We start from the raw sequence: 22318 nt of genomic DNA, 5'->3' as shown, positions 1-22318 counted from the left end.
GTTTGTGATCAAACATTGATCAAGTACAGTTTAAGCGGTGATCAAAAGCACTGTTTATACACAGGCTGATTATTTAATAACTCTATACACTGAATAACAATAGATAATTAATACGTTGTTCATTGTTTTATCCACAATCAGTGTTTTATAACACTATTTTTGTTAGTAAATTATGTATAAATCTTTATAAAAGATCTTTATGTTCAACTAACCATTGTTGTGCAAGATCTTCTGGATCTATATCTTGGCTCATATCTAGCATTTTTATTTCTACTGTTTCTTTACAACCTTTTGTTATTAAAAGTTTATTTAACTCCTTTCCTGCTTTACAAAATGTATCGTAGCTGGAATCACCTAGCGCAATGATCAAGAAGTTAATTGAGGACAGATCTTGTTCACAATTTTTGAGATCATTAACAAATGCTTGAATGTTATCAGGGTAGTCGCCTGCGCCGTGTGTTGATGTGCAAATTAACCAAATGTTATTTTGGTTGTTAATATTAGAAAGATCTTGACTTAATGTTGATGTAAGGATCGATGAGAAATTTGGTTTTAAGTGTAAATTAACATCGTGATTAAGATCATTTAGTTGTTCTTCACATGCTTCTGCAACATATTCTGTTCCGCCTAACATACTGCCTACTATTATTTGAAATGTACTCATGTTTAGTTATCTTTGGTAATTAATAAGTTAATAATGTGCTTATTATAATATTTTAGTTGTTTTAACTTAACTGATATTTGTTAATAGTTTTAAAAATATCTACTCATGCTCTTATTAAGTGCATAGCGGAATTATCTTTGTGCAGTTTTCTTTTTGTAATTTTTTATAATTTATATAATTAAAAAATTACATTATATAAATCATATGATTAAAATATTTTATATTTATTATTTAACTTGGTATTAAATTTGCGGTAACTCAGTACATAAAGACATTTTCATAATTGAGTTAGGTAAAGTTAATGAGTTACATAGCATTAGGTAGTAAACAAAAAATTATTGTTGTTGGTAATGGAATGGTTGGTCATCATTTTATTGACCAATTAAATAAAGCTAATAATAATGATTTTGATATTACTACTTTTAGTGATGAATCTCGCCTTGCATATAATAGAGTAATGTTAACAAGTTATTTTACGGGTAATAGTGCTAATAACTTGGCTTTAGCCACCTCACAAGGATATGACGATCAAGATGTTGAATATTTTTTAAATGATGAAGTCATAGCAATAGACCGTGAACAAAAAAATATTAATACGGCATCAGGAAAAACTTTATCTTACGACAAGCTTGTTTTAGCAACGGGTTCATTCCCTTTTGTACCTCCTGTTCCAGGTAAAGAACAAGACCACATTCATGTATACCGTACACTTAATGATTTAGAAGCTATTGAAAATTCGTCAAAAAAATCAAAAGTAGGTGTGGTTATTGGTGGTGGTTTGTTGGGCTTGGAAGCAGCCAATGCAATAAAAGAACTTGGCCTTGAAACTCATGTTGTTGAATTTGCACCAAGGCTAATGGCTGTTCAACTTGATCAAGACGGAGGTGATTTACTACGTGAAAAAATCTTCGCGTTGGGTGTTACTGTACATACGGAAAAAAATACCTCTGAAATAATTAAAGGTGAAAACTGTCGTTATAGAATGAACTTTGCTGATGGCTCATTTTTAGAAACAGATGTTATTGTTTTTTCTGCCGGTATAAGACCACAGGACGCATTAGCTCGTCAAAGTGGCTTAGTTATTGGTGAGCGTGGTGGGATTGTTATCGATGATCATTGTTTAACCAGTGATAAGTCAATTTATGCCATTGGTGAGTGTGCTTTGTGGGATAACAAAATATTTGGCTTAGTTGCACCTGGCTATACTATGGCAAAAGTAGCTGTTAGTCACTTAACTAATACTGAACCTGGAAAGTTTACTGGTGCAGATATGAGCACCAAGTTAAAACTTTTAGGTGTTGAAGTAGGCAGTATTGGTGATGCACATGGTAATACGCCTCATTCACAAAGTTATAGTTTTATTGACTCTGTTTTGGGTACATACAAAAAAATTGTTGTTAGTGCTGATGGAAAAATGTTGTTAGGTGCTGTATTAGTTGGTGATACTAGTAATTACAGTCAGTGGTTACCTTTAGTACTTAATAAAATTATATTAACAGAACCTCCCGAATACCTATTAATTCCTAAACAAGATAGTGAAAATTCATCAAACATAGCCGCACTACCTGATAATGCTCAAGTTTGTGCTTGTTATGATGTATCTAAGTCTGTATTGAGTGAAGCTATTAAAAATGGAGCCAATGATGTTGCTGCACTTCAATCTTGTACAAGTGCTGGTACAGGTTGTGGTGGTTGTATTCCTTTAGTTACACAAGTGTTAGAAAGTGAATTAGAAAAAATAACGGCTAATGTCAGTAGTAACGAAATAATTGAAGAGCCTTTTGAAAATATATTATCAGAGAGGGCAGATAAAAATACTTATTTTATTTTTCCTCGTATCCCTGGCTCAAATATCACACCCGAGCATTTAATTTTTATTGGTGAAATAGCCAAAAAATATAACCTACATACTCAAATATCAGGTGCTCAACGTATCGATATACTTGGCGCACGGCTTGAGCACTTACCAATGATTAAAAAGAGAATGGCTGATGTAGGTCTAGAAACAGAACACTTCTTGAAAGATCGCTTAAATAAAAATTCTAAAGAAAAATAATTTAAGTTCCTAAATTTAATTTTAACAAGGCAATGTAATGAAAAATTTAATAAAAAATAAAGTACCTAAGCTAAAAAAATGCACAACTCAAGGAGACTACACCTTATGAGTTCTTCAAAATTTAACTTGTTTTCATTAAGTGAAAACATGAAAGTATTACATTATAGCTGGGTAGCTTTTTTTATTACCTTTTTAGTGTGGTTTAACCATGCTCCTTTACTTGGGTTAATTGCGCAGTCGCTTGATTTAAGCACAGAAGAAATAAAAACATTATTGATATTAAATGTAGCTTTAACAATCCCCGCACGAATATTTATTGGGATGGCTACTGATCAATATGGTCCTAGAAAAACGTTCAGTATTCTCTTATTTTTATGTTCAATACCTTGTGGCATGTTCGCGCTAAGTACTGATTTTGAACAACTGGCTTTAGCACGATTTTTATTGGGATTTATTGGTGCTGGGTTTGTTATTGGTATTCGGTTAGTAAGTGAATGGTTTCCAGCAAACCAACTTGGCACCGCAGAAGGTATTTATGCAGGATGGGGTAATTTTGGTTCCGCTGCTGCCGCTATTATTTTACCTGCAGTTGCACTTTTAGTTGGTGGCGACGATGGTTGGCGCTGGGCTGTTGGCGCTACGGGAATTATTAGTTTTGTTTATTCTTTTCTTTTTTATTTTGGTGTGCGTGATACTCCGCAAGGAGCAACTTACTTTAAACCAAAAAGTTCCAAAGCAATGGAAGTCACTAGTATTGGTGATTTTTATTTGTTGCTTGTAATGAAAATACCATTATTTGCTACTTTAGCTTTATTAAATTGGAAGTTGTCGCCAAGCGGTGTAAGTTTAATTAGTCATAACATGGCAGTATTAATTTATTTTAGTTTAGTTATTTGGTTTATATATGAGGCCTATAGCGCTTATCATGTTAATAAAGAAATTTTCAAAACCCCTGTTGATCCTATTCATCAATATTCATTCAAACAAGTTGCCGTGCTAAATGTTCTGTATTTTGCCACGTTTGGTAGTGAGTTAGCTGTTGTTTCAATGTTACCTCTGTTTTTTAGTGAAACCTTTGATTTAAATATTGTTTATGCAGGTTTATTAGCATCAACTTATGCATTTATGAATTTATTGTCTAGGCCATTAGGAGGTTGGATAAGTGATAAATATGGCCGTAAAAAAACCTTAATTATTTTAACCACAGGCTTAAGTTTAGGTTATGCAACTATGGCATCTATTACGGGTGATTGGCCTTTAGTATTAGCAGTTGCAGCTGCTATGGGGTGTTCTTTCTTTGTGCAAGCAGGAGAGGGCGCTGTATTTGCGGCCGTTCCACTGATTAAGCGCCGTTTAACTGGTCAAATAGCGGGAATGACAGGTGCTTATGGTAATGTTGGTGCTGTATGTTATTTAACAGTATTATCATTTGTTAGTTATTCATTATTTTTCTGGGTTATTGCAGGCTGTGCTTTTATTGGTTTAATGATGTTATTTTTAATGCAAGAACCTAGAGGAAGTATGGCTGAAATAATGCCTGATGGCAGTGTAGAGCTGATTCAGGTGGATTAACGATTGGCTGATGCACAGATGCTAGATACAAAAACTCAATTGCAATGTCGCTCACAAAGGAATATTGAAAATAGCCTTATGATCACCTTTGGCGGCTATTCCACTAAAGGTGCTAAAAGTGAAAATCAAGATGCCTTTGCTTTGAAAATGAGTAAAGGTTTTGATTTAGAGCTAAAAGGGCATGCTGCTGTTATTGCTGATGGTTTATCAAGTGCCAATTGTGCAGCACAAGCAAGTCAAATGAGTGTTTGTCATTTTATTGAAGAATATTTAGCAACGCCAGAAACGTGGTCTGTAAAAAAGTCAGCAGCTAAAGTTATTTCTTCATTGAATAAATGGCTATACTCAAGACAATTGATAGCTGATGAAAAAGGTTTATTAGAACAATGGTTTAGTACTTTTTCGGCAATTGTACTTAAAGGTGATATAGGACATATATTTCATGTGGGTGATTGCCAAATCGTTAAAATTAATAATGACGGCTATCAAGAATTAACAACAGATCATGCCACAGCATCTGGTACATTAACCCGTGCTTTAGGTGCTGACTCTCATATAGAAGTAGATTATAAATATACTGTTTTAGCGCCTCAAGATATTATTATGTTAAGTTGTGATGGTGTGCATCACTTTGTACAACCTAGCCAAATTAAGAAAATAATTAATGATAACGAAAGTTTAGAGAAAGCTAGTGAGTTAATTTGTCAATTAGCGAGTGAACAAGGTTCAGAAGATAATTTAACCTGTTTAATAATTAAAATAGAACAATTACCACAACAGGCATTTAACCAATTATTATTCACTCGGTTGCAGCAAGTGATACCGCCTGCACTTAAATTAGGTAGTAAATTAGATCATTTTGAAATACTTGATGTGTTACACCAAACTAGTCGATCTCATGTATATTTAGCGAAAGATTTACAAGATAAAAAATTAGTTGTTATAAAAATACCATCGGTAAATTTTATTGATGATAATGATTACCTTAGTGGTTTTATAAAAGAAGGTTGGATTGGTGAAAAGATAACACATCCTGCTATTATGAAAATTTATCCTAGAGTAAAAAAAAGTAAATTTTTATATCATAGTTGTGAATATATAGAAGGCCAAACCTTAGCTGATTGGATGAAAGATAATCCCACTCCATCGCTTATTAAAGTACGTGATATTTTAGACCAGTTAATAAAAATACTTCGTGTTTTACAGCGTCAAGATGTTGTTCATTGTGATATTAAAGGCGATAATTTTATTATTGATAGTGATGGGCGTGTAAAATTGATTGATTTTGGAAGTAGTGTTGCTGGGGCAGTATTAGATAATTCATTATCTAATACATTCGATCAATATAATTTTAATCAAGGTACACTCAATTACAGTGCTCCAGAACTATTTTATGGTTATGAAAATAATCACCAAAGTGAGTTATATTCTTTAGCTGTTTTGATTTATCAAATATTGACTAATAGACTACCATATAAAGAAATTAGTCAATTAGAGGCTATACCGAAGCAATTTAATTTGTGGCGGTATAAACCGATAGTTACCTATAGAAAAGACTTGCCTAATTATATGGACAGCGTTATGTCAAAAGCATTAGCAGCTAATCCTGCTAACAGATATGAACATTATTCAGAGTTTCTTGCTGAATTTAATGTTACTGATAAAAACCAACTGAATATACAACATAATATACCACTGTTAGAACGTGATCCTGTTAAGTTTTGGCAAGGCATTAGTGTTATTTTATTCATTACATTAATTAGTGTTTTGATTTATGAATAACAATTTTTCATATTGCACAATAACACTTCATTTATTGCACTATGGCAGTTCATTTTACCTATAATTATTTTTTATCATTTAAAATAATAAATTAAATCAATTGTTTATTTGTTTTTTATCTATGGCGTGGCTGTTGCATTATATTTTTGTATTAAAACAAATAATGTAACCAATAGTTAGTGCCAAATATGATTAACAACCAACAATACGCGTTAGTAGATCCTAAACTTATAACTGCAGATATCAACACAACTTGCCCTTATTGTGGTGTTGGTTGTGGTATTACTGTTTCAAATAGTGCTAACCATTCATCTCAAGCAGTGCTGATAAATGGCGATAAAAATCACCCAGCAAACTTTGGTAAATTATGTATCAAAGGTAAAAATTTAGCTGATACGTTAGATAACAATAACAGACTAATGGCACCACAAATAAATAATAAAGTGCAAAAATGGTCTAGAGGACTTGATTTTGTTGCCAGTAAAATCAATCAATCTATTGATGATTATGGTAAAGAGTCTGTTGGTTTTTATGTATCAGGACAATTACTAACTGAAGATTATTATGTTGCCAATAAATTAATGAAAGGTTTTATTGGTAGTGGCAATATAGATACCAACTCTCGTTTGTGTATGTCATCGGCTGTGTCAGCACATAAACGTGCTTTTGGTGAAGATATAGTACCTATGAGCTATTCAGATATTACTAAGGCTGATTTAATTGTTTTAGCAGGTTCAAATTTAGCTTGGTGTCATCCTGTTTTATATCAAAGAATCAGAGAAGAAAAAACACGTAGGCCAGAATTAATACTTGTAGTGATTGACCCAAGAGTAACAGCTTCAACTGAACTTGCTGATTTACATTTACCTATTAAAGCAGGGCAAGATGTTACTTTATTTAACGGTTTATTAAATTACTTAAACCAAAATGATTTTATCAATGAGGATTTACTTACTTCTGTTGATAAAACTTCTGGTTTAGTACAGGCACTAATTAATGCTAAAGAAGACAGTTTACATCTTTCATCAACGGGACTATCAACAAAAGAAATATCCCAGTTCTATAATCTCTTTGCTAATAAAAACAAGGTAGTAACACTGTTTTCACAAGGTATTAATCAATCTAATCAAGGAACTGATCAAGTTAATGGTATTATTAATTGTCATTTAGTTACAAACAAAATAGGTAAAATTGGTTGCGGTGTCTTTTCTATAACCGGACAGCCTAATGCAATGGGTGGACGTGAAGTTGGCGCCTTAGCAAATACGTTGGCAAGTCATATTGAGTTTAAAGATAGCCATTTGCATGCTGCTTTAGCTGACTTTTGGCAAACAGATAATTTGGCAACCAGTGAAGGTTTAAAGGCCGTTGATTTGTTTGATGCCGTTGAATCGGGCCAAATAAAAGTATTGTGGATAATGGCAACTAATCCGTTAGTGAGTATGCCTAATCATGAAAAAATCAAACAAGCCTTAAAAAAATGTCCTTTAGTTATTGTTAGTGATTGTGTGGCAACTAATGACACATTACGTTATGCCGATGTTATTTTTCCCGCTCAAACATGGGGAGAAAAGTCAGGAACTGTGACTAATTCAGAAAGAAGAATATCTCGACAACGTTCATTTTTACAACCTTTTGCTGAAGCCAAACCTGATTGGTGGATTATCAGTGAAGTTGCTAAGCGTATGGGCTTTTCAGCGCAATTTTCTTATGAATCGGTTCATCAAATATTTGCAGAACATGCCCGTTTGTCTGCTGTAAATAATAATGGTAGTAGGGCATTTGATATTTCAGCATTTAGTGATATTAATGCAGAGCAATATCAGCGGTTACAACCTTTTCAATGGCCGCAACCTCAAGGTATTCCTATCAAAGTGAGCGAACAAAACTTTTTTGCCGATGGACATTATTATCATGATAATAACAAAGCGAGAGTTATTGCTATTAAGAGTAAACAACAAACAGAAGATACGCACTTATTTACTTTAAACACAGGGCGAAATAGAGATCAATGGCATACCCAAACTCGTAGTGGCAAATCTGGTATTTTATCACAACGTCATCCAGAGCCTGAAGTTGAAATTAATCAACAAGATGCATCTCTTCTTAATATAATTGATGGGCAGTTAGTTAGCATAACAACTGATGATAACCACGTAAAAGGGCAATTTTTAATTCGTGTAAGAGTAACTAAAACTCAGCGTCAAAAAGAATTGTTTATTGCTATTCACTGGTCAGCCAGTAATTTTAATCAGGGTTGCGTGAGTAAATTTATTAAAGCAAACTTTGATCTTATATCTGGTCAGCCAGCATTTAAGCATAGCAAAGTGAGTATTAAACCATGGCAAACGCGTAGTGAAGCTATGTTAGTTGTTAAGTCTCCAATCAGTGATAGTTTGGCAACTTATCAAGTAGTGCAAAAAATTACAGGAGGTTATTGTTACTATTTAGCAAGTACTGAATCACCAGCTGACTTGTTCAAACGGTTAAATGATTTTGTATTAACTAACTCGAACCAATTAGTCGATAAGAGCGACATTAATGTGCTTAATGCAAGTGATTCGATAAAAAATTATTTTAGAAAAAGTTATTTTATAAAAGATGATATGCAAGCAACTATTTTAGTGGCGCAACAAAAAGATGACTTACCTCAGGGATGGATAAGCCAAATATTCACGTTAACAGATAATATTGACATTAAGAGAAATATACTATCCAACGATAGTAAGCACTTACAAGTTAAAAGTACTTTTTGCCATTGTTTACGTGTTGAATTAAAAGATATTGAACACGCTATTGATTCTGGAGAAATCACTGTTGAAAGCATTAGAGCAAAAACCAATGCGGGTAATGGCTGTGGCAGTTGTATTGGTGACATAGCGCTTAAACTTAAGCAGTGTGGAGTTTAAACGTATTATTTTGCTGCTATTTACCAATACAAAAAGAACTAAAAATTTTACCTAATAGATCATCACTGGTGAATTCTCCTGTGATTTGATCTAACTCTAACTGACAAATTCGTAGCTCTTCAGCTAAAATTTCTCCAGCGACATAAGATTCTAATTGTTCTAAACCCGTGATTAGGTGTTGATGCGCATTATTTAAAGCGGTCAAATGGCGTCTTCTTGCCATAAACCCACCTTCAGTACTACCTTGGTAGCCCATAATCGCTTTTAAGTGCTCTTTTAAGCTGTTAACGCCTGCTCCAGTTTTTGCTGACAGCGTTATGGCGGTATGTTTTTTATTATTTTTATCAGAAAATTCAGTTAAGCCAATATCTTTTTGTTCAATTGATGGATTTAAATCGGCTTTGTTTCTAACTAACGTTAAGCCAATATTACTGGGAAGTTTTTCAAAAAATTCAGGGTAGTAGTTTTTTATATCTTGTTCATTTTCTAAAATGTTGTGATTTTTACTGGCATCAATCATCAATAGTACTCTGTCAGCTTGGTTTATCTCTTGCCAAGCGCGCGCTATACCAATTTGTTCAACTTTATCATCACTATCACGTAAGCCTGCAGTATCAATTATATGCAGAGGCATACCGTCAATATGAATTTGCTCGGTTAATACGTCTCGGGTTGTACCCGCAATATCCGTGACTATTGCGCTGTCTTTTCCGCTTAAGGCATTTAGTAAACTTGATTTACCTGCATTTGGCCTACCAGCAATAACAACGCGCATACCTTCTCTAATAATACTCCCTTGCTGTGCTTGTTCACGTACTTCTTCAACTTTGTTGATAATCGCTTTAAGATCGGTCACTATTTTTGTATCGGCAAGAAAGTCTATTTCTTCTTCTGGAAAATCAATAGCGGCCTCAACATACATACGCAGATGTATAATGCTTTCCACCATTTCATTAACGAGTTTAGAAAAATTACCTTGTAGTGAGTGCAGGGCAGAACGTGCTGCTTGCTCAGAGCTTGAATTGATTAAATCAGCAATCGCTTCAGCTTGGGTTAAGTCGAGCTTGTCGTTTAAAAAAGCTTGTTCACTAAACTCTCCTGGTTTTGCCATAATAACATTAGGCAAAGCTAGAATTGCTTTGAGTAACATATCTAAAATAATAGGACCACCATGGCCTTGAAATTCAATAACATCTTCACCCGTAAATGAATTAGGTGCTTGAAAATACAACGCTATACCTTGGTCTAATACATCACCATTCGTATTTGAAAAAGGCAAATATTCAGCTTTTCTTATCTCAGGTATACGGCCTAAAATGGCTTGAGCAACATTTTTTGCTTCTGGGCCTGATACTCTAATAATACCAACACCACCACGCCCTGGTGCAGTTGCTTGTGCCGCAATTGTTGTTTTTCCACTAAGTTTGTTACTAGAATGTGATGTCATTAGTTGATGCAAGCCTACAAAATATGAGAAATTGGATTTAAATATTTTACTGTATTTAACGATAACTAACAAAAAAGCGATTTCATTATCTGAAACCGCTTTTCTTTTTAACAAGTTAAAAATAGATATTAATACAAGTTAACTTTCTTTTGCTTGCTTTTTCTTTTCAATTCCGCTGAATATTATTTTCATTTGAACGATTGAAATTATATTACTTACAAACCAATAAAGCACTAAACCAGATGGGAACCAAGCCATAAAAATAGAGAAAACAACAGGCATATATTGCATTATTTTTTGTTGCATAGGGTCTTGTATTGTCATCGGTTGCATTCTTTGCATTACATACATACTAATTCCCATTAAAACAGGTAGTACATAGTATGGGTCCATTGCAGATAAATCTTGAATCCAGAATACAAATGGAGCATGCCTTAATTCAACACTCTCTAAAAATACCCAATAAAGTGCTAAAAATATAGGCATTTGTAACAATAGTGGTAAACAACCGCCCGCAGGATTTACTTTTTCTTTGCGGTACATTTCCATGGTTGCTTGCGACATTTTTTGTCTGTCGTCACCAAAACGCTCTTTTAATTGTGCCATTTTTGGAGCTAATTCACGCATTTTTGCCATTGAGGTATATTGCGCTTTAGTTAGTGGGTACATACCACCTTTAATAATTAAAGTGATAATGATGATTGCTAGACCCCAATTTCCAACACCACCTAAATCAACATCAAACATATCAAAGAAATTAAATTCACCCGATTGGATGATATTTAGCAAACCATAAAGTGGTTGGCTAATCATCCATAAGAAACCGTAGTCAATGGTTAAATCTAAATTAGGAGCTATTTTCTCTAAAACTTCTTGGTCTTTGGGACCAACATAGAAAATGGCAGAGGTATTACCTTGTGTGCCAGCATCTATAATTATAACTGGTGCTTTAAAGCCAACAACCGCTTCTTGGTTGTTGCTAAGTGTAGTATAAAGTTGATTATTATCGGCTGCATTGGGAACCCAAGCTGATACAAAGTAATGCTCGAGCATGGCAACCCAACCACCTGGTGTAGTTTTGTTTAAGTTTGCTTCGGCAATATCATCAAAGTCATACTTTTCATAACGATCTTCAGAAGTAGAGAAAGCGGCACCGCGGTAAGTTGGAAGCATGCCAGATGATGTATCTTTAAGTGTTGACTGTTTTAGTTGACCATACATTTGTACTGAAACACTGTTGCTAGTGTTGTTGTTGATAATATATTCAACGCCCACACTATAACTACCCGCAGTAAAAGTGAAACGTTTTGTTACCGCAAGGCCTTTACTGTCTTGAAAGGTTAAATCAACGGTTAGGCTATCATTTATTAATTCATAATTGCTTTGAGTGCTGTTATAAATTGGTCGACCTTTAATAACTCTATCTACACCGTTTGCACCAGTTAAACCAGATTGTGCAACATATTTTTGATTACCATTTTGCATCACAGTAAAAGGAATATTATTACTTTGTTCAGTGTTAAATTTTAGCAATTTAGCTTCAACAATATCGCCACCTTGGGTATTGATTTTTAAGCGAAGCGTATCCGTTGTTATGTTGATTAGTTTGGAGCTTGACGCGGTTTCTTTTGCAATAGCTACTGGTGAGTCAGTTGATTCAGGTACAAATTCTTCATTAGTTTTTTGTTCATTATTTACATTAACATCTTGACTAATTGTTGTAGGTTCAACTGCTGGCGCATTTTGTTGTTGCCACTGACTAAATAGTAAGTAAGTAACAACCATAAGCGCAATAAAAAGCAGACTGCGTTGAGATTCCATAAGATTTATTTCTCTTGTTTTTGGGTTGGCAACAGGTTTTTACCTCTTGCATGTAATTAATAGCAAAACATTTTAGACTAGGTTTAACAGCAAACCAACACTCTTTTAGTATTAGAGTTCAAAAATAGGTTAGCCTTTAATGATTTTGTTACTATTTCTCTTTTTTTAGTGGTGGCACAGGATCTTCACCACCTTTATTTAACGGATGACATTTTATTATACGTTTGCCTGCTAACCAACATCCTTTCATTACACCAAAACGTTCAATAGCCTGATGTGCATAACATGAACAAGTGGGCTGAAATCGGCAATTTGTTCCTAAAATAGGACTAATAAATCGCTGGTAAGCTTTTATAAATGCTATTGTTAATTTTTGTGGCGCTGAATTATTTTTCGCCATATTTTAGTTAATTCTTGGTTGATTTCGGCATTGTTGAGTTGATCAATACCTGATTTTACCATAACGACCATGTCGATAGCAGGTAAGTCATGTTGGTTTAGTCGAAAACTCTCTCTAACAATTCGTTTAATGCGATTTCGTTGCACGGCAAGTTTAACGCGTTTTTTGGCTATAGCTAATCCAAGACGATTATTTTTACATGAATCATCAGGTAAGTTTGTTGGGGTAATCAATATTGTAAAGTGGCGAGAGCCAAATCGGACAGGTTTTTTAAATACAGATTGAAAGTGACCGGGAGTCAACAAGCGTGACTCCCGATTAAATTCATAAGTAACCGTGTTGGTTACCATCTTAATTCTATTTCTAAGTAAGAAAAAAAGTTAAGATTAAGCGCTAAGGCGCGCACGGCCTTTAGCACGGCGACGAGCTATAACAGCACGGCCATTTTTAGTTGCCATACGAGCACGGAATCCGTGGTTACGCTTACGCTTTAATACGCTAGGTTGAAATGTTCTTTTCATTACGCTAATCCGTCGGTTGTTGTTGCCCTAACAAAAAAGCTAGTTGAGCACACAGGTCTAAAAAAAGAGGGCGAATTCTAAATCTAACTAGCTACGTTGTCAATGATTATGAGATATTATTTACAAAGATCATTCTATGATCTTGCTGTTTTATTTTATTATAATTACTTGAATGACAGTTTTGTGAAAAATATCCACAGGCTTAGTTTTAAATCTAGCTTAATTTTGTAAATTTGTGATTTTTTTCTTCATAAGTAAATATACTAAGTATAGTTTTTTAGCTTTTTTTTAATCTAAAAAATGCGTTATATTGATGTTTCACAGGCTTTTAGCAATTAATTATCAAAATAATGACGAATTGTTGTCTGTCAATATTGCACTTGTGGATAAGTATAGAGATAATGGGCACACATAATAAAAATTTCCGTTTGTTTTTCTTTTTCAGGTGTAATACCTGTCTTTTTTGAACAATGATCTTATTGTGCACACATACAATTTTTGTTTTGTCTAAAATTAGTCTCGAATTCGAGTGTGAACAATAAACGGTTAAAATATATTCCATTGGAGTTTTGGTTGGAACATTCTCTTTGGCAGCGATGCCTTACTGTTCTTCAAGAAGAATTGCCAGCACAACAGTTTAGCATGTGGATTCGTCCACTACAGTGTGTTGTTACGGATAACGTATTAACACTCTATGCACCAAACCGCTTTGTATTAGATTGGGTTCGCGACAAGTATGTTCATAGGATCAACGAATTGATCTCTACGACTGACGGTGAAGATCCTTATCTTCTTAGATTCGATGTGGGTAGTAAGCCATTAGCAACACCTAAAAATAATACTGAAAATTCTGCAAGTGCAAACTTCAGTTTAAACACTAAATCGACTTCTTCTTCAACTGCAGAAACAAATTTACCTAATAAACCAAACGTTAGGGTAAAATATACGTTTGATAATTTTGTTGAAGGTAAATCTAACCAACTTGCAAGAGCTGCTGCTTCTCAAGTTGCCGATAACCCAGGTGCTGCTTATAATCCTCTTTTTATTTATGGTGGTACTGGTTTAGGTAAAACGCATTTATTGCATGCGGTAGGTAATGGTATTTTACAAAATAACCCCAATGCTAAAATTGCTTATATGCATTCAGAACGTTTTGTACAAGACATGGTAAAAGCCTTGCAAAATAATGCGATGGAAAAGTTTAAGCAATACTATCGTAGTGTTGATGCTTTACTTATTGATGATATTCAATTCTTTGCAGGAAAAGATCGAACGCAAGAAGAATTCTTTCATACTTTTAATGCACTACTTGAAGGTAATCAACAAATTATTTTAACCAGTGACCGATACCCAAAAGAAGTCGCTGTTGAAGATCGGTTAAAATCCCGTTTTGGTTGGGGGCTAACAATTGCTATTGAGCCACCAGAACTTGAAACTCGAGTGGCTATATTAAAAACTAAAGCCCAAGAAAGTAATATAAACTTAGCTGACGAGGTTGCTTTTTTCATAGCTAAGCGCCTACGTTCTAATGTTCGTGAATTAGAAGGTGCACTTAATCGTGTTATTGCTAACGCTAATTTTACTGGTAGAGCAATAACTATTGACTTTGTCCGTGAGGCTTTACGTGATTTATTAGCATTACAAGATAAGTTAGTTACTATTGATAATATTCAACGAACAGTGGCAGAATACTATAAGATTAAAGTTTCTGATTTACTTTCAAAAAGAAGAAATCGATCTGTGGCTAGACCTAGACAACTAGCAATGGCATTATCTAAAGAATTAACCAATCATAGTTTGCCTGAAATAGGGGATGCTTTTGGTGGAAGAGATCATACAACAGTACTTCATGCCTGTCGTAAAGTTAAGTCGTTACGTGAGGAACTACATGATATTAAAGAAGATTATTCTAATTTAATTAGAACATTGTCTTCTTAGTTTATTTACGCTTGGTACATATTGATGTTTTCATTAATTTGCGTGTTACTTTTAAATAATAATACATTTGCTCAGAAGCAGGAATATAGATGAGATTTTCACTTAACAGAGAATTATTACTTAAGCCATTATTGTTAGTTTCAGGTGCTGTTGAACGAAAAAGTACATTGCCTATTTTGGGTAATATTCTTTTTGATATTAAAGGACATACTTTAACATTAACTGCTACTGACCTAGAGCTAGAAATGGTTGCTCATGTGCAACTAGATAATGAAGGGATTGATGGTAAAATAACAATTCCTGCACGAAAGTTACTTGATATTTGTAAAAGCTTACCTGAAAACGCTATGCTGACTTTTAATGCTGAAGGTGAGGGTGATAGTGTAAAATTAAGTTCTGGTCGTAGTCGGTATTCATTATCCACATTACCTGCAGATGATTTTCCGAATATAGAACAGTGGAAGGGTGATGTTGAGTTTCAATTATTAAAATCCGATTTATTGCGCTTAATTGAAAGTACGCATTTTTCTATGGCTAACCAAGATGTTCGTTATTACTTAAATGGTATGTCTATTGAAAGCGAAGCAAATGAAATTCGTTCTGTTGCTACAGATGGCCACCGACTTGCTATTTGTAAAATATCAAATGATTCTCTTAATTTACCAGCGAGACAAGTTATAGTTCCTCGAAAGGGGATTCTCGAAATAATTAGATTACTCGCACCCGTAGAAGAATATGTTCAAGTTTATCTTGGTTCTAATCATTTGAGGATTATCGATACAGAATTTTCTTTTACAAGTAAATTGGTTGATGGTCGTTTTCCTGATTATCGTCGAGTTTTACCACGTAATGGTGATAAAGTCTTTGTTACTGATAAAGAGCAATTGCGTCAAGTGCTCTCAAGGGCATCTATATTATCAAATGAGAAATTTAAAGGTGTACGTTTAAATTTCTCACATGCATTATTAAAAATAACAGCTAATAACCCTGAACAAGAGCAAGCTGAAGAAGAGTTAGAAATAGATTTTCCGTATGATGAATTAGAAATCGGTTTCAATGTTAGTTATGTTCTGGACGTTCTCAACGCTATTAAGGATGAGCAAGTCAAATTTACTTTGGCTGATGCCAATTCAAGTGTTGTTATTGAAGGCGCTTCTTCAGGTGAAGCTCTCTATGTTGTTATGCCGATGCGTTTATAACATTTATTATTGATCATTATAAATGAGTGTAACTAAATTAATTACTCGTAATTTTCGTAATTTGAATGATTTGGATATAAATTTCCATCGTAAATTTAACTTTTTTGTTGGTGATAATGGTAGTGGAAAAAGTAGTTTATTAGAGGCATTATTTTATTTAGGACATGGAAAATCATTCAGAACGAGTAAAACTGATGCGCTTGTTTGTTATGAAAAATTTAATTTTGTCGTTAGTATTAAAAATACCAGTAATAGCCAACTCGGTTTAAGCCGTAATATTTTAACTGGCGAAACAAATATAAAAATTGATGGTGAACGCCATTATCGTTTATCTGTTTTAGCTAAAAATATTGCAATTCAGATTGTAACACCTGAAAGCTTTAAACTTTTTTTTGGTGGCCCTAAAGAAAGAAGAAAATTTATTGATCTTGGTATGTTTCACGTGGAACATGATTTTGCATCTCAGTGGAAAAACTTTAATAGAGTTTTGAAACAAAGAAATGCTTGTATACGGTTAAATAATAGTTCAAGTAAGGCAATGTTATCTTATTGGACGGATCAGTTTTGCGAATTATCTATTCAAGTTGCGCAAGTAAGGTATGAATATACTAGTGCGATAATTAAAGAATTAGACGTTTGGTTAGCTATTTTGTTACCTGATTTGAAGAGTCGGGTGACAGTACAATATTTACAGGGGTGGCCACAAAAAAGAGATTTGAATGATGTATTATTAAATCATTACGAAAGAGAAATAAGCTATGGTTATAGCTTGTATGGAGCACATAAATTTGATGTAAAATTTCTTCTTGATAAGCAATTATTAGAAACGCAGCTATCACGAGGACAACAAAAGTTGTTTTTACTGGCATTAACTTTTGCTCAAGCAAAATTAATTGCACAAGTTAATCGAGTAAAACCAATTATATTGATAGATGATATTGGTGCCGAATTAGATATTAATTCTAGACGTGCATTGTCATCTGCTTTAGAACAGCTTGATTGCCAAGTGCTTATAACAGCAATCGAAAGTGAGGTTTTACAACCATTTTTTGAACGTTTAGATTCTAATTTTAACGAACAAAAATATGATAGTTGTATTGGCTCTGCGACGAATAACGCAGATTTAAATTCGACTACGAAGCTTGAAAATTATAAAGTGTTTCACGTGAAACATGGCGAAATAACAGCGATGTATCCAGATAATTCTGAATGAAAAAACAGAAAAGCAATTGAATAGGCTAAAACTATGACAGTAGAAAATGAATATGACTCGGCCAGTATTAAAGTATTAAAAGGACTTGATGCAGTACGAAAAAGACCAGGCATGTATATAGGTGACACAGATGATGGCACAGGCTTACATCATATGGTTTTTGAGGTTTTAGATAACTCAATTGATGAAGCATTAGCGGGGCACTGTACTGATATCGTTGTAACCATTCACTTAGATGGTTCAGTTTCTGTTATAGATGATGGTCGTGGTATACCAACAGAATTACATCCAGAGGAGGGGGTTTCAGCAGCTGAAGTTATCATGACTGTATTACATGCAGGTGGAAAATTTGGCGGAGATGACTCTGGATATAAAGTATCTGGTGGTCTTCATGGTGTTGGTATTTCTGTTGTAAATGCATTGAGTAGTAAATTAAAATTAAATATTCGCCGTGACGGAAAACTTTTTGAACAATTTTATTCTATTGGTATTCCAGATGAACCACTAAAAGTGGTTGGTGAAAGTGATAAAACAGGAACAGAAGTAAGGTTTTGGCCAAGTGTTGAAGTATTTACTGATGTACTATTTCATTATGACTTATTAGTGAAGCGTATTAGAGAATTATCTTTCTTAAACTCTGGTATATCAATTAAATTAATAGATGAACGTGAAGAAGGTAAAGAAGATCACTTCAAATTTGATGGTGGTATACAGGCATTTGTAGATTACTTAAATACGAATAAAACGCCAGTAAATGAAGAAATATTTTATTTTGATTTAGCAAGAGAAGACGGAATTATTGTTGAAGTTGCGATGCAATGGAATGATGGCTTCCAAGAAAGCATTCATTGTTTTACCAATAACATTCCGCAAAAAGATGGTGGTACACATTTAAGCGGTTTCCGTACAGCGTTAACACGTACGTTAAATAGTTATATGGTTAAAGAAGGCCTTAATAAAACGAAGAAAGGCGGTAGCACAGAAACAAATGCTTCAGGTGATGATGCTCGTGAAGGGTTAACCGCTGTTATTTCAGTGAAAGTGCCAGATCCTAAATTTTCGTCACAAACAAAAGATAAATTAGTATCATCAGAAGTTAAAACTGCTGTTGAACAGGCTATGGGTGAAAAATTAGGTGAGTACTTATTAGAAAAACCAGCTGTTGCTCGCACAATTATTATGAAAATTGTTGATGCAGCAAGAGCACGTGAAGCCGCACGTAAAGCGCGTGAAATGACGCGACGAAAAGGTGCGTTAGATATTGCAGGTTTACCAGGTAAACTAGCTGATTGTCAGGAAAAGGATCCTGCACTTTCTGAATTATATATTGTGGAAGGGGACTCTGCTGGCGGATCAGCTAAGCAGGGGCGCAATCGTAAAAACCAAGCAATATTACCACTTAAAGGTAAAATACTTAACGTAGAAAAAGCACGTTTCGATAAGATGATATCGTCGCAGGAAGTGGGTACATTAATTACGGCATTAGGTTGTGGCATTGGCCGTGATGAATATAATCCTGAAAAACTTCGTTATCACAGTATTATTATTATGACAGATGCGGATGTTGATGGTTCACACATTCGAACATTATTGTTAACTTTTTTTTATCGCCAAATGCCAGAAATTATGGAACGTGGTCATATCTTTATAGCTCAACCACCTTTGTATAAAGTGAAAAAAGGTAAGCAAGAACGTTACATAAAAGATGATGATGGGCTAACAGAATACTTAACAACATTGGCGTTAGAGAATGCTTCTATTCATGTAAATGAAGATGCGCCCGCAATATCTGGTGTAGCATTAGAGCAATTAGTCATTCAGTTTAGATCTACAATGGAAACTATAAAACGTATATCTAGACAAATTCCAAGCGATATTCTAGAGAAAATGATTTACAGTAAAAATATTGCCAAAGAAGACTTCTCTGATAAAGCAAAGGTTGATGAGTGGTCAAAAGATTTAATTACACAACTTGAAGATCAAGATGGCAATGGCTCGATTTATAGCGTAACTGTACAGTATAATACAGAACGTAATATTTATTATCCTCAGTTTATTGTACGTAAACATGGTATAGATAAAACTTATAGCTGTAGCTATGAGTTTATTCAGTCGAATGAATTTGGCATAATCACCTCATTAAATACGGCAATTAATGACCTGATGGAAGAAGGTGCGTATGTTAAACGTGGTGAAAAAGTTAAATCTATTACTAGCTTTGAAGAGGCTCTTAACTGGTTGATGGCTGAATCGAAACGAGGCCAATATATACAACGTTATAAAGGATTGGGTGAGATGAACCCAGATCAACTATGGGAAACTACCATGGATCCAGCAACACGTCGTATGCTCAGAGTAACAATAGAAGATGCTATTGCAGCAGATCAACTATTTAATACGCTAATGGGTGATCATGTTGAACCGCGCCGTGCTTTTATTGAAGAGAATGCACTGAAAGTTGCAAACTTAGATTTTTAAGTAAAAAGTACTGTCGGATCTCATCATTCGTGCTTTTATGTCTCATATGAATGCTTTTTTGTATCATATACGTGCTCTGAGATCTCATAACTAGTGCACCACAGCGTTACTATTTAAAAAGGTTGCTCCTAGAGCAGCCTTTTTTATTGGCTTATCAATAATTAAGTTAAATATACTAATAGTATATATGTTGCGTATGTTGTTGTTATAGTTGAATTATATTTGTAATCAATGATGTTTTTTGTGTGAAAATCAGACGAAAAAGGTCTATAATAGTAACCATAATTTGTAGGACAGTAATGTGATTATTTTATGTCTCCATTTGGAATTTGCTTAGAGCAACTAAGAAGAAACCGAAATTTACAACAAAAGGATTTAGCAGAATTAGTAGGGATTAATCCTTGCTATGTCAGTGTCATTGAACGAGGGAGAAAAGGACCCCCGTCTAAGGATGTTCTGGATAAAATCGTAAAGTCACTAAACTTGAATCAATTGGAAAAAGAAGAGTTTTGGTATAACGTAGAATTATCGGAGTTGAGCTTTAAAGTTCCTGACAATGTTTCACGGTCAGAATTTGAATTAGTTTACAAATTAAAGAAATGCCTAGGAAAATTAAGTGATGAGCAGGTTCTTATTATGTTAACAACAATGAAGATTGGTAATGAGACACTTTAATTTTATAGGTATTGAGGAGGTCACATGAGAGATTAACGGGACGCACCATTGGATTGCCCCACTAAAATGAGAAGGAAATACCAACTCGTGCAGACATAGTATGCCCTTCAAAATTTAGTCCGTCAACCAATCTAAAAATCATTAGTAAATGCATTAAATAAAATTACCTGATTGGGTAAGGAGTTTCTATGTCTTCAATAAATGGGCAATACAAAGAAAATAATAGTCTTTGTCGTAGTACAAAGCCGCGATATATGCCACTTAACAGCCCCTTGCGTGTAAGAGAGCCGGTGAAGCGTACAAAGGGAAGAGTTGTTGGTTACTATCCGTCAACAAAAAGCAATGCAGCTATTGCATGGGAATCACAGCTAGAGTTAAAGGCCTGTGCAATATTTGAGTTTTGCCCAACTATATATAGCTACCGAGACCAGCCGCTTAGTATATATTTCGAAAATGAGCACGGTAGCATGAGTCGTTATACTCCAGATTTTGAGTTAACAAATACTAAACAGCAATTGGTATATGTTGAGGTAAAGCCTTCATCAAAACTTGAAAAACAAGAGGAGATATTACGCTTTCAAAAAATAGATAAAGTGTTCAAACAAGAAGGGTTTCAGTTTGTTGTTATTACTGAAAAAGAGCTAGATAACCCAGAACTACAGCGAAATTTCAAGCTGCTGCGCAGTTATCAACGGGTTGAGGTGTCAGAGCAAGTCAAGATAAAAGCTATAACTCATATTGAAAATAATGATATGGCTACCTTTGCTGAGCTAGCGACATACTTGGCTTCAAAAGCATACGTATATTCGTTGCTTGCCAACCACGTCGTAGAAGCAGATTTGAATGCCCCACTTAGATTAACCACTAAACTTTATAAAAAATTGGAGGCCGAAAATGAAATTAGCATCTTTTCATACCGGATTGCACCTAACTTTAAATGATATTTCTTACAGAATTGAACGGATTCTAACTTCAGGTGAGTGTTACTTGGAGCGGTTATCAGATAAATCAATACTAGTGAAAACTAAGAATGAGCTCAAAGACAAATTAGCTGAGGGGAAAGTCGAGCTTGAAGGTCGGAGGGGTGAGGCCGGGAGTTACATTAAAGAAAAGGATGACCGAGTTAAAGGCGATTTATCAGGAATGGAGCCGGCTGAACAAAAGCTGGTGTTAAAGAGATATGAGTATATTAGGACTGCAATTAAAATACTTGGCGATAAACCAACAAAAGTCAATCTAGTCGATGTGACAAAAAAAGTATCTGACAAACTTGGGGACGAAACGCCACCATCATTTCATACCGTTTATCGGTGGTGGAATAAATGGCATAAGGCTGACAAAAACCTTCTTTCATTACGAAATAATAAATCAGGCGGGGTTGGCGTAAGGAAGTTTAACAAGCTTATTCAGGAGGAATTTAGGCATATCGTCGAAGAGGTCTACCTTACAAGGCAGAACGAGAGCATTAAGAATACATATGATGCTTTTAAGACCCATATTACTAACCTAAATATGAGTCGACTAATATGTATTAGTTCCGACTTAATCTGACACATCGACTTGAAAAGTTGAGAGTTACCCGTTTTTATTAAAGGTGTCGAATCTTTAATTTAAACAAAAAAAGGTAACTCTCATGTTGCATA

At 34.4% G+C, this 22318-nt stretch carries 17 protein-coding genes; 11 read left to right on the top strand and 6 right to left on the bottom strand.

Features of this window, described 5'->3' with window-relative positions; genetic code table 11:
• Positions 1 to 184: 184 nt before the first annotated feature.
• On the bottom strand, positions 185 to 664 hold the full coding sequence (locus tag ACE1OF_RS13730) for a flavodoxin domain-containing protein (RefSeq protein ID WP_448895212.1): 480 nt from the start codon (positions 662 to 664) through the stop codon (positions 185 to 187).
• A gap of 301 nt (positions 665 to 965) precedes the next feature.
• On the opposite strand from ACE1OF_RS13730, the gene nirB reads away from it, so the two are divergent.
• The 4 genes from nirB (at position 966) to ACE1OF_RS13710 (ending at position 8983) form a co-directional block, all read left to right on the top strand.
• Positions 966 to 2720 (top strand): nitrite reductase large subunit NirB, encoded by a 1755-nt coding sequence (gene nirB / locus ACE1OF_RS13725; protein WP_448895211.1) that lies wholly within the window; start codon positions 966 to 968, stop codon positions 2718 to 2720.
• Positions 2721 to 2825: 105 nt separating this feature from the next.
• Complete coding sequence (locus tag ACE1OF_RS13720; protein WP_448895210.1) at positions 2826 to 4292, top strand: NarK family nitrate/nitrite MFS transporter; 1467 nt, start codon at positions 2826 to 2828, stop codon at positions 4290 to 4292.
• Positions 4293 to 4295: 3 nt separating this feature from the next.
• Complete coding sequence (locus ACE1OF_RS13715) at positions 4296 to 6074, top strand: protein kinase domain-containing protein (protein ID WP_448895209.1); 1779 nt, start codon at positions 4296 to 4298, stop codon at positions 6072 to 6074.
• Positions 6075 to 6262: 188 nt separating this feature from the next.
• Positions 6263 to 8983 (top strand): molybdopterin-dependent oxidoreductase, encoded by a 2721-nt coding sequence (locus tag ACE1OF_RS13710; RefSeq protein ID WP_448895208.1) that lies wholly within the window; start codon positions 6263 to 6265, stop codon positions 8981 to 8983.
• 16 nt (positions 8984 to 8999) lie between these two features.
• Here the strand turns inward: ACE1OF_RS13710 and mnmE are convergent, their stop codons facing one another.
• The 5 genes from mnmE to rpmH all read right to left on the bottom strand — a co-directional run bounded on the left by mnmE (position 9000) and on the right by rpmH (position 13172).
• A complete protein-coding gene (mnmE, locus tag ACE1OF_RS13705; RefSeq protein ID WP_448895207.1) occupies positions 9000 to 10430 on the bottom strand; it encodes a tRNA uridine-5-carboxymethylaminomethyl(34) synthesis GTPase MnmE in 1431 nt (476 codons plus the stop codon).
• 138 nt (positions 10431 to 10568) lie between these two features.
• Complete coding sequence (gene yidC / locus ACE1OF_RS13700) at positions 10569 to 12251, bottom strand: membrane protein insertase YidC (RefSeq protein WP_448895206.1); 1683 nt, start codon at positions 12249 to 12251, stop codon at positions 10569 to 10571.
• Between the two features lie 151 nt (positions 12252 to 12402).
• Positions 12403 to 12651, bottom strand: a complete 249-nt coding sequence (yidD, locus tag ACE1OF_RS13695) for a membrane protein insertion efficiency factor YidD (RefSeq protein ID WP_448895205.1) — start codon at positions 12649 to 12651, stop codon at positions 12403 to 12405.
• Positions 12618 to 12956 carry a ribonuclease P protein component gene (gene rnpA, locus ACE1OF_RS13690; RefSeq protein ID WP_448895204.1) on the bottom strand — a complete coding sequence of 113 codons (339 nt, stop codon included), beginning with the start codon at positions 12954 to 12956 and terminating at the stop codon, positions 12618 to 12620. Before rnpA ends, yidD begins: the two co-directional genes overlap by 34 nt.
• 81 nt (positions 12957 to 13037) lie before the next feature.
• Positions 13038 to 13172 carry a 50S ribosomal protein L34 gene (gene rpmH, locus ACE1OF_RS13685; protein WP_011045771.1) on the bottom strand — a complete coding sequence of 45 codons (135 nt, stop codon included), beginning with the start codon at positions 13170 to 13172 and terminating at the stop codon, positions 13038 to 13040.
• Between the two features lie 573 nt (positions 13173 to 13745).
• Here rpmH and dnaA point away from each other — a divergent pair.
• From dnaA to ACE1OF_RS13650, 7 genes are all read left to right on the top strand, one after another.
• Positions 13746 to 15110, top strand: coding sequence for a chromosomal replication initiator protein DnaA (gene dnaA / locus ACE1OF_RS13680; RefSeq protein WP_448895203.1), 1365 nt, complete (start codon positions 13746 to 13748; stop codon positions 15108 to 15110).
• An 89-nt stretch (positions 15111 to 15199) separates the two neighbouring features.
• Positions 15200 to 16309, top strand: a complete 1110-nt coding sequence (gene dnaN, locus ACE1OF_RS13675) for a DNA polymerase III subunit beta (protein ID WP_448895202.1) — start codon at positions 15200 to 15202, stop codon at positions 16307 to 16309.
• 22 nt (positions 16310 to 16331) lie between these two features.
• Positions 16332 to 17522: a DNA replication/repair protein RecF gene (gene recF / locus ACE1OF_RS13670; protein WP_448895201.1), complete on the top strand. Its 1191-nt coding sequence runs from the start codon at positions 16332 to 16334 to the stop codon at positions 17520 to 17522.
• Positions 17523 to 17555: 33 nt separating this feature from the next.
• Positions 17556 to 20000 (top strand): DNA topoisomerase (ATP-hydrolyzing) subunit B, encoded by a 2445-nt coding sequence (gene gyrB / locus ACE1OF_RS13665; protein ID WP_448895200.1) that lies wholly within the window; start codon positions 17556 to 17558, stop codon positions 19998 to 20000.
• A 312-nt stretch (positions 20001 to 20312) separates the two neighbouring features.
• Complete coding sequence (locus tag ACE1OF_RS13660) at positions 20313 to 20675, top strand: helix-turn-helix domain-containing protein (protein ID WP_448895199.1); 363 nt, start codon at positions 20313 to 20315, stop codon at positions 20673 to 20675.
• Positions 20676 to 20863: 188 nt separating this feature from the next.
• A complete protein-coding gene (locus ACE1OF_RS13655; protein ID WP_448895198.1) occupies positions 20864 to 21616 on the top strand; it encodes a TnsA endonuclease N-terminal domain-containing protein in 753 nt (250 codons plus the stop codon).
• Entirely contained in the window at positions 21570 to 22226 is a 657-nt protein-coding gene (locus ACE1OF_RS13650) for a hypothetical protein (RefSeq protein WP_448895197.1), read from the top strand. The genes ACE1OF_RS13655 and ACE1OF_RS13650 overlap by 47 nt, the downstream gene beginning before the upstream one ends.
• Positions 22227 to 22318 lie beyond the last annotated feature (92 nt).

It is taken from the genome of Colwellia sp. E150_009, from assembly GCF_053543955.1.
The sequence above is the reverse complement of the archived record's forward strand: the minus strand, read 5'-3'. Positions and strand labels throughout refer to the sequence as shown.

Bases quoted from the DNA above. Each gene is read 5' to 3' on its own strand.
- ACE1OF_RS13730 (WP_448895212.1), bottom strand. From the start codon at position 664: ATGAGTACATTTCAAATAATAGTAGGCAGTATGTTAGGCGGAACAGAA.
- nirB (WP_448895211.1), top strand. From the start codon at position 966: ATGAGTTACATAGCATTAGGTAGTAAACAAAAAATTATTGTTGTTGGT.
- ACE1OF_RS13720 (WP_448895210.1), top strand. From the start codon at position 2,826: ATGAGTTCTTCAAAATTTAACTTGTTTTCATTAAGTGAAAACATGAAA.
- ACE1OF_RS13710 (WP_448895208.1), top strand. From the start codon at position 6,263: ATGATTAACAACCAACAATACGCGTTAGTAGATCCTAAACTTATAACT.
- mnmE (WP_448895207.1), bottom strand. From the start codon at position 10,430: ATGACATCACATTCTAGTAACAAACTTAGTGGAAAAACAACAATTGCG.
- yidC (WP_448895206.1), bottom strand. From the start codon at position 12,251: ATGGAATCTCAACGCAGTCTGCTTTTTATTGCGCTTATGGTTGTTACT.
- yidD (WP_448895205.1), bottom strand. From the start codon at position 12,651: ATGGCGAAAAATAATTCAGCGCCACAAAAATTAACAATAGCATTTATA.
- rpmH (WP_011045771.1), bottom strand. From the start codon at position 13,172: ATGAAAAGAACATTTCAACCTAGCGTATTAAAGCGTAAGCGTAACCAC.
- dnaN (WP_448895202.1), top strand. From the start codon at position 15,200: ATGAGATTTTCACTTAACAGAGAATTATTACTTAAGCCATTATTGTTA.
- recF (WP_448895201.1), top strand. From the start codon at position 16,332: ATGAGTGTAACTAAATTAATTACTCGTAATTTTCGTAATTTGAATGAT.
- gyrB (WP_448895200.1), top strand. From the start codon at position 17,556: ATGACAGTAGAAAATGAATATGACTCGGCCAGTATTAAAGTATTAAAA.
- ACE1OF_RS13660 (WP_448895199.1), top strand. From the start codon at position 20,313: ATGTCTCCATTTGGAATTTGCTTAGAGCAACTAAGAAGAAACCGAAAT.
- ACE1OF_RS13655 (WP_448895198.1), top strand. From the start codon at position 20,864: ATGTCTTCAATAAATGGGCAATACAAAGAAAATAATAGTCTTTGTCGT.
- ACE1OF_RS13650 (WP_448895197.1), top strand. From the start codon at position 21,570: ATGAAATTAGCATCTTTTCATACCGGATTGCACCTAACTTTAAATGAT.